We start from the raw sequence: 13,270 nt of genomic DNA, 5'->3' as shown, positions 1-13,270 counted from the left end.
CATTCAAGGCACGGGATCATATCCGCTTCCTCCCCATGGATTACACCTGAGAATGCGCCATATTGCCAATGCAAGTCCCTTCAACGGGCCATGTTTGATGAGAGCTTGTCGGGCATATTCCGAGCACGTTGGTGTGAAACGACACGATGGAGGCGTGCAAGGTGAGATGACATGTTGGTAGAAGTAGATGGGTAAAAGCAATGCTCCCACCACAAGACGCGATAGCCAATGCAAGAGAGTGTGTAGCGTTTTCATAGCTTTTCACTAATGCGTTGCATCAAGTTTCCAACCTTTTGCTTGACCGTTTCGGTAGGCCAAAGCTTGTCATCAAGCCATATAAACGCCATAACGACACTCTGCTTGTCTTTGACTTTGAGTGAAACAATTTGGCGTTGCAAGCGATATGCCTCGCGCACTTGACGTTTAACCCGATTGCGTTTTACGGCACGTTTGAAATGTTTCTTAGGCACACTAACGAGCAATTGCGTGGGAGGTAGTGAGGCATCTCCTTCATCTTGCGTCATTGTCATATAGACAACACGCAACGGAAAGGCTGACATTGTGTGACTATGTCCGCCATTAAAGAGCCTGTCAATAAGCTTTTTACTACATACACGCTCTTGTTTTGGAAGTCGATGAGAGAGGTTTTCCACCATCTACTGCTATCGGTTTATGACGATTTACTTATTTTCTGCAAGATAAGCCTTTAGCGCAGAGGTCATCGAAGGATGCTCTTTACTCGGCGCAACAAGGTCAATGTGCATGCCTTGTGCCTCAACTTCTTTCGCAGTTGCAGGCCCAAAAGCCGCTATTTTGATGTCACCTTGCTTGAAATCTGGAAAGTTTTTCTTCAGTGCTTTGACGCCCGTTGGACTGAAAAACACCAGCATATCATAGTCGAAGTCTTTCTTTTCTTCTTCTGTAAAGTCATTACTGATTGTGCGATACATCACACATTCGCTGTGCTTTAGCCCCTTACTATCAAGCATATTCTTTATATCGTCGTTATGAACACTACTCAATGGCACCAAGTATTTCTCGTCTTTATGCTTCAACATCTGCGGCATAAGACCATCAATCTTACCATTTGTGCCAAAGAAAACCTTGCGTTTACGATATTGAACATACTTTTGTATGTAAAGAGCAATGGTCTCTATGAGGCAAAAATACTTCATATCCTCAGGTATAGTGATGCGTAATTCCTTTGCAAGCTTAAAGTAATTATCTATCGCATGACGTGAGGTGAACACTACAGCTGTATGATCTAACATGCTAATCTTTTGCTGTCTGAACTCTTTAGAGGATATTCCTTCAACCTTAAAGAATGGTCTAAACACCATCTTTACACCATGTTCTTGGGCAAGATCGTAATAAGGCGACTTCTCACTTGCAGGCTTTGGTTGAGAAATTAGAATCTTCTTTATCATTGATGTCTTAAAAATTGATTTTCAAATAACTATTAATCGTCGCCAAAACTCCCCACAATGCGAGCAAGGGTATGACTTCAAGCGCACAAAAGTACAAAATATTCTGCAGAAAACTACCTTTGTATCTGAAAAAGATAAGATAGGTCTTATAAAACGAAAGGATTTTAAGTAGAATAATGATAAATGAAGAATAAATCATGGCATGATGCAGTTCAAGACCAAAGTAGGCCATAAGCATCACAACAGGAAATATTAACAAGCCCTCTGTTGACACGATAAAGAAGAATGACTTCAGCCATTGTTCATTTTTTTTCGCATCAAAGAATGTCAAATCTACTATCGAATAAGCGGCTATTTTCAATAGGAAATAGGCTAAGATTCCACCCGTAAACCATCCTATTACCTTATATTGTTCAACGATAAATGTGTCACTTATCGTGGCACGTGTATAGAAAAAGAACAGCAACGAGAGTTGAAGACACGTCTGAAGCATTAGGAAGAACTGGAAGCGAAGCTCGCTTGAAGTCTCTGAAATGACTGTAGTTTCACCATGTTGAACATAGAAGAAGTTCTTCGCTTGACGCTGAATGAATCGCTTCGACTTAGTATATCCCACCATACAAATAATGAAACAAGACAACAGAATGCCTGTAATGACATTGTCAGACGCTACAGAATAAGGCACAGGGTCACCTGCAACACCCAATCTTCCGCCAGGTTGTTCGGGATGAAACAACGGAGATTTTGAGAAGAATGATTCCTTATAATACCGCGGAAGCGTTACATCTCGCCAGCTTTTCCCAACGGGTTGTCCTGGAAGATGTAACGTATCAGGTCGATTACTCCAACGAATCTTACTGGGTTTAATATGTGCTTGAATGGCAGAATCTTGCTGTTCAGGCGTGGCATTCTTAGGCAACCACCCTATGATTTCAGCCGGAGTGGGTTGCTTCTGCACACGAACAGCCGCACCTTGTCGGCTTTGTTGCATCTCAGCACTTGCGATAGAATCTTCTTGTTGCATGGTTTCGGGGAGTTGAAAAAAGGGCAGATAGCAACTCTATCCACCCTCTTATTATGCTGTTATAGGTTGAATGCGCGCTTGATTTCGTCCACACGATCGAGCTTTTCCCATGTAAACAGCTCAACATCTATAGTCTTTGATTCATGATAATGACTTGTAAACGTCTTCTTTACCACCTCATTCTTGCGTCCCATATGACCATAAGCAGCAGTCTCTAAGTACATAGGCTGACGCAGTTTCAGCATCCGTTCGATGGCACGTGGACGCAAATCAAACATCTCTTTGATTTTCTTTGCAATCTCACCATCACTCATTTGCACCTTACTTCGACCGAAAGTATCCACATAAACACTAACGGGTTGTGCCACGCCTATAGCGTAAGCAAGTTGCACAAGCATTTCATCTGCAACGCCAGCTGCCACCATATTCTTTGCAATATAACGTGTAGCATAGGCGGCAGAACGGTCTACTTTCGACGGATCTTTACCCGAAAAGGCGCCTCCTCCGTGTGCTCCCTTGCCACCATACGTGTCAACTATTATCTTACGTCCCGTCAAACCGGTATCTCCATGAGGTCCACCTATGACGAATTTACCCGTAGGATTGACAAAGTATTTAATGTCATCATTGAACAATGCCAATACTTTTCCACCCAACTTTGCCTTTACACGTGGGATAAGAATATTGATAACGTCATCGCAAATCTTAGCCAACATCGCCTTATCGTCGTCAAGGAAGTTATCGTGTTGCGTGCTAACAACAATCGTATCAATACGAAATGGAATACCAGCATCACTATATTCAATCGTCACTTGACTCTTTGCATCAGGACGAAGATAAGTCATCTGCTTTCCTTCACGGCGAATTTCCGTCAAGGTTTGCATCAACAAGTGAGACAACTCCAATGAAACAGGCATGTAATTCTCGGTTTCATTCGTTGCATAACCAAACATCATACCTTGATCTCCGGCACCCTGCTCGTCCTCATCTGTACGACTTACGCCTCTGTTTATATCGTCGCTTTGCTCATGAATGGCTGTCATTACGCCGCAAGAGTCGCCATCAAACTGATATTCGGCTTTCGTATAACCAATCTTTTTGATTGTGTTTCGGGCGATAGTCTGTAGGTCTATATACTCTTTTGAACGCACTTCACCCATTATAACCACTTGACCTGTGGTGCAAAATGTCTCTATTGCACAGTGCGAATGCTCGTCATAAGCGAGGAATTGGTCAAGTAAAGCATCTGAAATCTGGTCGGAAACCTTGTCTGGATGACCTTCAGACACCGACTCTGAAGAAAATAAATAGCTCATTCTTCCATTACTTTTTTAGCGTGGAAAAACACCAAGTAACCGTAAAATCTTAGGGGGATTTTGCAGTTTTAGCATTTTTTTATGTGGTTGCAAGCAGCCAAATTCTTCCACAAATGTTACACTTAATATATTAATCGCCTGCAAAGTTAGACATAATTCATGAGAAAACAAAATAATAACTCACGAAAAATATCTCCCGTTTTAACCTGTTTTAACTGACAATCAACAGCTAATGCCGCCACAAAATACGAATAAACATGAGGTGTAATGATGCAAATGTCGTTGATATAAAAGGCAAACAAAGCCTCTCCCCCAGCCCCTCCCCGAAGAGGGAGGGGAGTAGTTACTCTTTGAAATGGAGCGAGTTGTTTGAGGATTAATTAGGGGTGGTAATGTTGTTGATAATGAAGCGTAAAATGATTTGTGGTAAATAGGTACATGATTTACCGCATTTTACCGCATGAAACAATAGAAATGGTGTTACAAAACACATATTTCAACGCCGTAGGTGTTGTGCTTTTGATAGCCCAGGGTTGCCAAACGATAGTGCAGGCTACCCTGGGTTAATGTTTGGTGTACGTGGAACAACGCCATCGGTGTTACGCTTTTTAAGCGTAATCCGGCATAAATCCCCTCGCTATACCCATGTTTTCACAGAAAAAGCTCAACACCTACGGCGTTGAATCTCCTTGCGAACGTTGACCCGGGGTAGGCTCGTTCCTCGCCAACCCCGGGCTATCAAAGGAACAACTCGTACCGAGTTGCATGGGGAGAACATTTATATTGCGAAATTCATTCATTAAAATAATGGCGCAATACCGACGGCATTGCGTTGTTACAACACTTATAATGGTGGATGTATCCACCGAAATATTTGCACATTTTGCTGTTTATTTATTCGCATGTTGGTATTAATTGTATTATAAAATGCACGTTTCAACGCCGTAGGTGTTGCGCTTTTGATAGCCCAGGGTTGCCAAACGATAGTGCAGGCTACCCTGGGTTAATGTATGGTTTGTGGGGAACAACGCCATAGGCGTTGCGCTTTTTCGGCGTTATCCGCCATAAAAAGTTTCATTATAAGCGTGCCTTCATAGAAAAAGCGCAACACCTATGGCGTTGAATCTCCTTGCTAATGTTTACCCGGGGTAGGCTCATCCCTCGCCAACCCCGGGCTATCAAAGGAACAACTCGTACCGAGTTGCGTGGTAAGGGAATTTATATTGTAAAATACATTCATTGAAATACCGACATAACACCTACGGCGTTGCACCATGAGCGCATTTATATTACGAAATTCATTCATTGGGATAATAGCACAATACCAACACAGTTACGAGATGAAACAATTGTGGGCGTGGCGTGGTTGATAATTAAAGGGGAAATGGTGTAAGGGAAACAAAGCCTCACCCCCAGCCCCTCTCCGAAGAGAGAGGGGAGTAGTTAGTCGTGGAAATAGAGGAGGTTATTTCGGGGTTATTTAGGGATGGTGATGTTGTTGATAATGAAGCGTAAAATGGTTTGCGTCATTTCATCGTGTAAAATACGCCAAATCATGCGACCATTTGACGCATTTTAGCGTGTGAAATGACACAGATTATAATACCATTTTAGTTCAACGCTGAAGGCATTGTACGTTTTATAGCCTAAGGTTGACGTCAGCCTACCTTAGGTTATGCATGTAGTGAAGAGGTCAACGCCGTAGATGTTGTACGTTTTCTGCGTGGAAAGACGTGATAGAATCATGCAATCAGCCATGCAATGTAGTTCACATTCACCCTCATTCTACCTTTATCAATAAAACGAAAAAATATAGTTTGCAGGGCGATGTAATGACCTTGTAGCGACAATTCCATTTCAAAAACTTTGCAATTTCAATAAAAGATTGTATCTTCGCAACAGATTACATGAACAGAGATGGGACTAATGACGATTGAATGACCTATCGTTTGTTGGGCGAAGCAGGTTTCGCAATCCCCATTTACGAATGAGTTCATGATGGAAAATCAGAGTTTTGGAAATAAAAAATAAATCAAAGAAAAGATGAAAAAGCTATTTCTCGCACTTACTTTTATGGCAATGACGCTCACGATTAGTGCGCAGTCACCTCTTAAATATGGGTATTTCAGTTTCTCAGAGGCATTGAAAGCAATGCCAGGATATGCCGTTTCAGAACGTGACATGGCTGCCCTTCGTGCAAAATATGAAGAAGAAGGTAAGCGTGTTGAAGACGATTTCAACAAGAAATACGAGCAGTTTCTTGACGGACAACGTGACTTTGCTCCGCTGATTCTACAGAAACGACAAGCTGAGTTGCAAGAGATGATGGAGAAGAACGTGGCATTTAAGAACGAGTCTAAACGTTTACTTGATCAAGCAGATGCCGAAAGTAAGGCTGCACTTAAAGTGCGTTTGCGTGCTATTGTGGCTCGCATTGGCGCCGAACGCGGCTATGCTTTCATCCTCAACACCGACAATGATGCTGTTCCTTACGTGAATAATATTGTGGGAGAAGACATCAACGCGCTCGTAAAAGATGCTGTAAAGCGTTAAAAGATGACGAAGTTTCCCGAACAACCAGGGCCGATAGGCGTGTTCGATTCAGGCTATGGAGGACTTACTATCCTGCATGGCATTCGTCAATTGCTGCCCCAATACGACTATATCTACCTCGGAGATAATGCCCGTGCGCCTTATGGCACGCGCTCGTTTGATGTGGTTTATCAGTTCACTCGACAAGCCGTTATGAAACTCTTTGAGTTGGGTTGTCACCTTGTTATCCTCGGATGTAACACTGCTTCGGCTAAAGCTTTGCGCAGTATTCAGCAGAATGATTTACCAAATATCACCCCTTCACGCCGTGTGTTGGGTGTAATCAGGCCTACAGCAGAGGTGATTGGCACACTGACCCAAAACAATCATGTGGGTCTTTTGGCTACCGAGGGAACGGTGAAGAGCCATAGTTATGAGCTTGAAATCAAGAAACTATGGCCCGAAATCAAAGTAACGGGTGTGGCATGTCCGTTTTGGGTGCCCTTAGTTGAATACAATGAAGCCGACAGTCCGGGTGCCGATTACTTTGTAAAGAAGCGTATTGACGACCTCATGCGACGTGATCCGGCGATAGATACCATTATACTTGGCTGCACACACTACCCCATTTTGATGCCTAAAATCGTTAAGTATGTGGCACCAGGAGTGCGGATTATCCCGCAAGGTGAATATGTTGCAGGAAGTCTTCAAAGCTATCTTAGCCGACATCTTGACATCGAACAGCAGATAACGCAAGGCGGTTCGTGTCGTTATCTGACTACCGAGAATCCCGAACGCTTTAAGGAAAGTGCACAAGTCTTTTTGCATGAGCGTGTCGATGTGGAGCATGTTGAGTTGTGACATAGGCCTATCTGTTTAGGTTATTCCTTCATTCTTCTGTGTGTTTCTTTTTACTTTCTATTTAGAAATGACATGAAACATCAGAAGTTTTTTTGTTTTTCATGGTTTTACATGATGCACATCTGCGCACAAAATGAGGTGAAAAGCAAGCTGATTTCATGTGAATAAGAACGCATTGCGTAGTGAATCACACGATATGTTCTTGTAAATCATCTTGCATTTTATTCTATCTTGCGCATCGTTCACAAATAAATCGTGTAGGGTTTTTACAGTGATAAAATACCTATTATATAGTATTGTATAGCTAATTTATATAAATTAACTTTGCAGTTCCTATGTGTGTGCCGTTTGCACACCATGAGGAGAGTACTTATATGCGTATTAATTAAGAAACAACCTACATCATTATTAAATGAAACATCTAAAGATTCTTTTCGTGTTTACACTGCTTTTTGCAGCCGTTTTGACGGGTTCTGCACAACAGGTGGGCAGTGTGAGTGGCACAATCAGCGACACAGAGCGACAAGGACTCATTGGGGCGACAATCTCGATTGCCGACTTCAAGCTTGTAACGGTTACGAATGCATCGGGACATTACCGCTTAGACAATGTGCCACAAGGACGTGTTCGCATGCTCATCAAATACATTGGTAAGCAAGATATCGATACGATTGTCAATCTGAAAGGCAGTATGCATCTCAACTTTACAATGAAAGAGGAGAACTTCCACCTTGATAACATCGTTGTAGTAGCACGTACTAAGACGAGCGGCTCATCCACTTCATCGTATATTAACCGCAATGCCATCGACCATTTACAGGCAACAAGTCTTGCAGATGTATTGGCTTTGGCTCCTGGTGCCATATCCACGAATCAGCAATTAAACAAGGCAGGTATGGCAACGATACGCGGAGTGAGTGACAATGGGCTGAATCAGATAAACTCTTTTGGTACAGCCATTATCCAAGATGGTGCACCTTTGTCGAACAATGCCAATCTAAGTGCGCTCAATCCATCGTTGAACGGCGCTGTCACTTCTATGGCAGGAGGAGCTTCTGCCAATGCCGGCATAGACACACGTGACGTATCTACCGACAACATTGAATCCGTAGAGATTATCAGAGGCATTCCTTCTGTGGAGTATAGTGACCTTACTTCGGGCGCAATCATCCTGCATACAAAGGCTGGACGCGAGCCTTTCCGCGTTAGTGTAAAGGCAAATCCCAACATCTATGAAGCCAGTTTAGGAAGTGGTTGGACACTTGGCGAGAAGTTGGGAGCATTGAATGTGAGCGGAGATTATGCTTATAGCAATAACAAAGTGACCAATAACGACCTCACTTTTCAGCGTATCAACACGCGGTTAGCTTATTCTAACGGGCTCTTTAATAACAAACTGCGCACTAATACATCGCTTTCTTTTAACTATTCTAAGGACCAGCTGGCTCAGAATCCTGATCTTCCACTCGACAAAAGACGTCAGGAAGACTATGGACTCCGCTTGAATACCAATGGACTTTGGCAGATAAACCAAGGTTGGTTGCGTAATATCAGATATGTGTTGCAAGCAAGTTATGTTTCAAAACAAGGCATGACAGAGGCAGAAGAAACGGCAGCTAATGCTGTCTACTCAGGCACTTTAATAGATGGAACAACCCTAAGTAACCGAGTAGGACAGCATGTTTATGATGCAAACCATCAGGAGTTGACTCATTTTGGGGCTTCGGATGTTGCATCAGGATATTATGCTCACTATCTGTCTAACGGCTATGTAAGTCACAACGAGATTGATAGTCGGGAGGTAAATGTGTTTGGTAAGCTCACCGCTAACCTGTTTAAATCGTTTGGAATCTTAAATAATGGTTTACTCTTTGGTGCAGAATTTAAGCTTGATGGCAACGAAGGAGAAGGTACAAAGTGGAGCGTTGAGACGCCACCTTATAGATCTGTGAAAAACTTTGACGGCAGTTATCGCCCTCGCCGCTATAAAGATATTCCCTATATCAAGTTGTTTAGTCTTTATACGGAAGACAATCTTGACATTAATTTGGGTCAACGCACACTTAGATTACAGGCAGGATTGCGGTATGATCACGCTTCGGTTGTGGGTGGAACTGTTAGTCCTCGTTTCAACACTTCAATCGATATACTTCCTAATATCCTTACTTTCCATGCGGGATATGGTATTACTGCCAAGATGCCTACACTCGTTTATCTCTATCCCGAAAGGGCTTATTATGAATATGTACACATCAATGAGCTGACAAATGAAAGCATTCCAGAGGCCGACCGCATATTACTTTCTACGACGAAAACAGTCGAAACGCAAAACAAGTCGCTTCGAATCGCGAAGAATTTTAAGCGAGAAGTGGGCATAGATTTACGTTTAGGAACGTTTGGTTTGAACGTTACTGGCTTCACGGAACACCTCTATAATGGATATAGTTTGGGGAATACGTTGACCAGCTTCCTGCCATTTGATTATGCCATCTATATGCGTAATGCAAGTAATCAGTTAGTAACAAAGGGGGTATATCCTATCCTTTCACCTTATTATACGCCTATAAATAGTCAGGATGTACGTACAAAAGGCGTTGAGTTTGAATTGACTTCGGGTTATATTAAGCCTATCCGCACAAGCTTTCAACTTAATGGTTCATGGCTTGAAGCGTGCTATACACCACAACAATATGAGTTCTATGACAATTCAAATGGTGACCCTTCAGTGAGAAAGAACATTGCAATCTACGCACCGAAAGGTAGTAAGGATTTTACGAAACAATTCGTAACAACACTTCGTGCCACGCATAACATTCCACGAATTGGCTTTGTTGTAACGCTAACGGCACAGGCGATATGGAATCAAAGCAATTGGGCGGAGTATGAAAATGACTTGATTCCCGTTGGGTTTATGGACTTACAAGATCATAAAGCCCATTTCTTTGAGCCAGGAAAGTTTAGTAATGTCGATGAGGTTAAGGCTGCAGGATATGATTATCTGTTGCGAAATGTAAGCCATGCTGATGCAATCAAGGAGACGGTTAAACCCTATTTCCAATTTAATGTCAATGTAACGAAAGAGATAAGTAACATTGCTCGCGTCTCATTCTTTGCCAATAACTTCTTCAGAAGCTATCCCATTATGAAGAGTAAACGTTATCCTGGCGTCTACAATAAACTCAATAGTGACTTCTTTTTCGGTATGGAGATGTCATTAAAACTATAAAATCATCATCAAAATGAAACATATTCTTCTCATTCTTACTATTGTCTTATGCGGTGTTTCCTGTACAGGCTTTGACGAAACACGTACAGCAGAGAAAGTCAGTCCATTGAAAGTGAATGTCAATTTGAATATAGACGTAGCACAATTGGGCACAGTTAAGAACCTCATTATTAAGTTAGATAACTATGAAGACGGTTATCATTATATGCGAAATGCTGATAATGCCAATGCAATTCTTGACAGTATAGTCCCTGGAATCTATACCATTAGCGTATCGGGAACAGCCTTTTCTACAGATGGAACGGAGTATTTCATAAACGGGAATGCCGTAAACAAGGCGCTCTATAAAGGCGTTCAGTCTGTTGATATCACGCTAAAGGGACTCAAAATAAGCCCATTAGTCTTCAAAGAAATATACTATGCAGGCAGTAAACCGCCTACAGGCTTCGGCTATTTCCGTGACCAATTCTATGAGATTTATAACAACTCAAACGATGTTCAGTATCTTGATAGCGTTTATTTTGCCCAACTTGCCCCCAACGTTGCTAACAAAAGTAAGCTTCCAGTGTGGGCCGGTGGCGTGAATAATGACGTTTGTTATGCCGAGCGTATATGGCAATTCCCTGGTAACGGGCATGATTATCCGTTGCAACCAGGCGAGAGTGCCGTCATCGCTCAATTGGCAGTGAACCACAAACTGCCTGTATATAACCCCAATTCTCCTGTAGATTGTAGTCATGCTGAGTTTGAGTTCTTCCCCTTTAATAACCGATTTCCCGATGGAAAGGCTATCAATATGATACATGTTTTCTATGATGGTAAACCCGAATTTGGCAAGCAACCTCAGTTCCTTACTTCTGTTTATGGAAGTGCTTTCGCAATGTTTAAAGTACCGAATGGCTCTGATTGGGACCCCATTAACAACAAAACATACCAGGATCATGAGGTGAATCGTAAAGACATTAAAGCCAAAATACCACTTCAATACGTGCTTGATGCGGTGGAATGTATTAATAATGAGACGTTCGTTAATGCCAAAAGAATCCCTGCAGTCATTGATGCTGGCATGACGTGGGTAGGCTCTTCATACTGCGGATTGGGTGTAGTTAGAAAGGTAGTTACTGAGAATGGCGACACGATTCGACGCAATAACGGGGCCATTATCCTACAAGATACGAACAATAGTACCGATGATTTTGAGCGCGGAGTGATTCCAATGCTCCACCGATATCATACAGGTGTGCCCTCATGGAATAAGACTTATTGATGAGATTTCAATTTAATCATTTCAAAAAAGAAAACCAATCATGACGAAAAATATATTACTTCGCCTATTCATTTCTGTGCTGTTGGGATTTAATTTGACCCTAACCATCTCTGCACAAGATGAAAACCATGGACATTCTGCAGCGGCTTTACAGCTCATCAAAGGTCAACGACAATGGTTTGACACACAGAATGCGGCAGGAATGGTGTATGATCAAACGCCAAACTACTCTCTTTTACAGTTTAACTACGACCAAAAGAGTGGGAATTTCCATCGTGTTTACACAGCCGAAAAGCAGCAACAAGCGAACGTTTACACGGAAGGTAATCTCAATCTTGGTAAGGTTTTGGCATGGGGAGAGTTTCGTTTCACACACGAAAATGAAAGAGATGCCCGTTTCAATGCATCCTTAAATGATCCTTATCGCGGTCAACCTTTCTTCGTTGTTGACTCTGGTCAGCCCAGCAAATGGCGTCATCAGAATTATCATTTGCGTTTCCGCGTGGCCACACCTGTTGTATTTCAGCGCCTAACTTTTGGCATTCAAGCCACTTACAAGGCTCAGTTGGCAGCCAAACAGCGTGATCCTCGTGTCGATGCACGCTTTTATCAGCTGCAACTTCAACCTGGTTTGACTTATGCTTTGACTGCACACGATGTGATAGGTGCAAGTCTTAACTATGTCAGTCAAAAGGAACAATCAGACATGTCGCTTGAAAACATGCAACGACGACTGCACTATTATGAACTATATGGACTTGGAACAGCACATAAAGGCATAGGAATTGGCCGACAAACTAACTACTATGGTAATCGCTGGGGCACTGCTTTACAGTATGGACACCATACAGATCGTTGGAAGATTCTTGGCGAATTGTTCGCTGATAAGCTTGTAGAGAACGTGGACATTAGCTTCACAACACCTCGCAAAGACGCACAAATCGCGGAACGAAATCTTGGCTTTAAGGTGGCAAACAGCATTTATTATAAAGCTTATATCCATCAGATTAATGCATCGTTTAACTACAAATCTACCAATGGAATCACGTATCTTTCACAACGAGATAACACTGCTTCATCGGCTGGTTGGATAGAACTTCACCACGATATTCGGTCTACTTATAAGACCACTGATGCCACTTTAAACTATGTTCTCACGCGACTTCGCGACTCGGAATATAGTTGGCAAGGCGCTATTGGCATTGATTATCAGGGCTTAGATGACACATATCTGCTCCCCGTTTCAGTCAAAAAGAGCAAGAACGCCATGCTTTTCGCCGACTATCGCAATAACTTTATCGTTGGAAAGACTATGAATCAGCGTCTCTTATTAGATGTTCAACTGATGATGAAGAGGGCTTTCAGCGGCAAATATGACTATCGTGGCGCAAACAACGACCTTATTACAGTGCGCGAAATGGAGCCTCTCGACGAAGCTTTTCTTACTGCTGATGCACAGGGGGCACGCCTTTCGTTGACCTATTCGCAGCTGTTGCGCCAACAAACAAACGTCAATGGCTACGTAAAACTTGCCTTTAGTGAACTTCATTCCAAGGCAAAAACCTTTAATTCTCGCCGTAATGTCAGCGTGACCTTAGGCGTAAACTTCTGAAAAAG

General features: G+C 42.5%; 12 protein-coding genes. 5 read left to right on the top strand and 7 right to left on the bottom strand.

Going from position 1 to position 13,270, the window contains the following annotated elements:
- Positions 1 to 3: 3 nt before the first annotated feature.
- From yidD to HMPREF9145_RS13515, 7 genes are all read right to left on the bottom strand, one after another.
- Positions 4 to 255, bottom strand: coding sequence for a membrane protein insertion efficiency factor YidD (gene yidD / locus HMPREF9145_RS08780; protein WP_007135144.1), 252 nt, complete (start codon positions 253 to 255; stop codon positions 4 to 6).
- The gene (rnpA, locus tag HMPREF9145_RS08775) at positions 252 to 656 is read right to left on the bottom strand and encodes a ribonuclease P protein component (RefSeq protein ID WP_021825963.1); all 405 of its coding nucleotides are present in this window, start codon (positions 654 to 656) and stop codon (positions 252 to 254) included. Before rnpA ends, yidD begins: the two co-directional genes overlap by 4 nt.
- Positions 657 to 680: 24 nt before the next feature.
- Positions 681 to 1,427 (bottom strand): uroporphyrinogen-III synthase, encoded by a 747-nt coding sequence (locus HMPREF9145_RS08770; RefSeq protein WP_021825920.1) that lies wholly within the window; start codon positions 1,425 to 1,427, stop codon positions 681 to 683.
- A gap of 7 nt (positions 1,428 to 1,434) precedes the next feature.
- A complete protein-coding gene (locus HMPREF9145_RS08765; protein ID WP_021825882.1) occupies positions 1,435 to 2,451 on the bottom strand; it encodes a DUF4271 domain-containing protein in 1,017 nt (338 codons plus the stop codon).
- 59 nt (positions 2,452 to 2,510) lie between these two features.
- Positions 2,511 to 3,767, bottom strand: a complete 1,257-nt coding sequence (gene metK, locus HMPREF9145_RS08760; protein ID WP_021825830.1) for a methionine adenosyltransferase — start codon at positions 3,765 to 3,767, stop codon at positions 2,511 to 2,513.
- 671 nt (positions 3,768 to 4,438) lie between these two features.
- Positions 4,439 to 4,567 carry a hypothetical protein gene (locus HMPREF9145_RS14155; RefSeq protein WP_262502508.1) on the bottom strand — a complete coding sequence of 43 codons (129 nt, stop codon included), beginning with the start codon at positions 4,565 to 4,567 and terminating at the stop codon, positions 4,439 to 4,441.
- Positions 4,568 to 4,899: 332 nt separating this feature from the next.
- Positions 4,900 to 5,073, bottom strand: a complete 174-nt coding sequence (locus tag HMPREF9145_RS13515) for a hypothetical protein (RefSeq protein WP_155945298.1) — start codon at positions 5,071 to 5,073, stop codon at positions 4,900 to 4,902.
- 737 nt (positions 5,074 to 5,810) lie between these two features.
- Between HMPREF9145_RS13515 and HMPREF9145_RS08755 the strand changes: the two genes are divergently transcribed.
- The 5 genes from HMPREF9145_RS08755 (at position 5,811) to HMPREF9145_RS08735 (ending at position 13,265) form a co-directional block, all read left to right on the top strand.
- A complete protein-coding gene (locus HMPREF9145_RS08755; protein WP_021825959.1) occupies positions 5,811 to 6,320 on the top strand; it encodes an OmpH/Skp family outer membrane protein in 510 nt (169 codons plus the stop codon).
- Positions 6,321 to 6,323: 3 nt separating this feature from the next.
- Positions 6,324 to 7,160, top strand: a complete 837-nt coding sequence (gene murI, locus HMPREF9145_RS08750) for a glutamate racemase (RefSeq protein ID WP_021825930.1) — start codon at positions 6,324 to 6,326, stop codon at positions 7,158 to 7,160.
- A gap of 412 nt (positions 7,161 to 7,572) precedes the next feature.
- Positions 7,573 to 10,386, top strand: coding sequence for a TonB-dependent receptor (locus HMPREF9145_RS08745; protein ID WP_021825969.1), 2,814 nt, complete (start codon positions 7,573 to 7,575; stop codon positions 10,384 to 10,386).
- 13 nt (positions 10,387 to 10,399) lie between these two features.
- Positions 10,400 to 11,653, top strand: coding sequence for a DUF4876 domain-containing protein (locus tag HMPREF9145_RS08740; RefSeq protein ID WP_021825940.1), 1,254 nt, complete (start codon positions 10,400 to 10,402; stop codon positions 11,651 to 11,653).
- 40 nt (positions 11,654 to 11,693) lie between these two features.
- A complete protein-coding gene (locus HMPREF9145_RS08735) occupies positions 11,694 to 13,265 on the top strand; it encodes a DUF6850 family outer membrane beta-barrel protein (protein WP_021825831.1) in 1,572 nt (523 codons plus the stop codon).
- Positions 13,266 to 13,270: the final 5 nt, after the last annotated feature.

This window comes from Segatella salivae F0493 (assembly GCF_000477535.1).
GTDB classification, from domain to species: Bacteria; Bacteroidota; Bacteroidia; order Bacteroidales; family Bacteroidaceae; genus Prevotella; species Prevotella salivae.
The sequence above is the reverse complement of the archived record's forward strand: the minus strand, read 5'-3'. Positions and strand labels throughout refer to the sequence as shown.

Coding starts and splice junctions, on each gene's coding strand:
- yidD (WP_007135144.1), bottom strand. CDS start 255: ATGAAAACGCTACACACTCTCTTGCATTGGCTATCGCGTCTTGTGGTG.
- HMPREF9145_RS13515 (WP_155945298.1), bottom strand. CDS start 5,073: ATGAATGAATTTCGTAATATAAATGCGCTCATGGTGCAACGCCGTAGG.
- HMPREF9145_RS08765 (WP_021825882.1), bottom strand. CDS start 2,451: ATGCAACAAGAAGATTCTATCGCAAGTGCTGAGATGCAACAAAGCCGA.
- HMPREF9145_RS08740 (WP_021825940.1), top strand. CDS start 10,400: ATGAAACATATTCTTCTCATTCTTACTATTGTCTTATGCGGTGTTTCC.
- HMPREF9145_RS08770 (WP_021825920.1), bottom strand. CDS start 1,427: ATGATAAAGAAGATTCTAATTTCTCAACCAAAGCCTGCAAGTGAGAAG.
- metK (WP_021825830.1), bottom strand. CDS start 3,767: ATGAGCTATTTATTTTCTTCAGAGTCGGTGTCTGAAGGTCATCCAGAC.
- HMPREF9145_RS08735 (WP_021825831.1), top strand. CDS start 11,694: ATGACGAAAAATATATTACTTCGCCTATTCATTTCTGTGCTGTTGGGA.
- HMPREF9145_RS08745 (WP_021825969.1), top strand. CDS start 7,573: ATGAAACATCTAAAGATTCTTTTCGTGTTTACACTGCTTTTTGCAGCC.
- HMPREF9145_RS08755 (WP_021825959.1), top strand. CDS start 5,811: ATGAAAAAGCTATTTCTCGCACTTACTTTTATGGCAATGACGCTCACG.
- rnpA (WP_021825963.1), bottom strand. CDS start 656: ATGGTGGAAAACCTCTCTCATCGACTTCCAAAACAAGAGCGTGTATGT.
- HMPREF9145_RS14155 (WP_262502508.1), bottom strand. CDS start 4,567: ATGAATGAATTTCGCAATATAAATGTTCTCCCCATGCAACTCGGTACG.
- murI (WP_021825930.1), top strand. CDS start 6,324: ATGACGAAGTTTCCCGAACAACCAGGGCCGATAGGCGTGTTCGATTCA.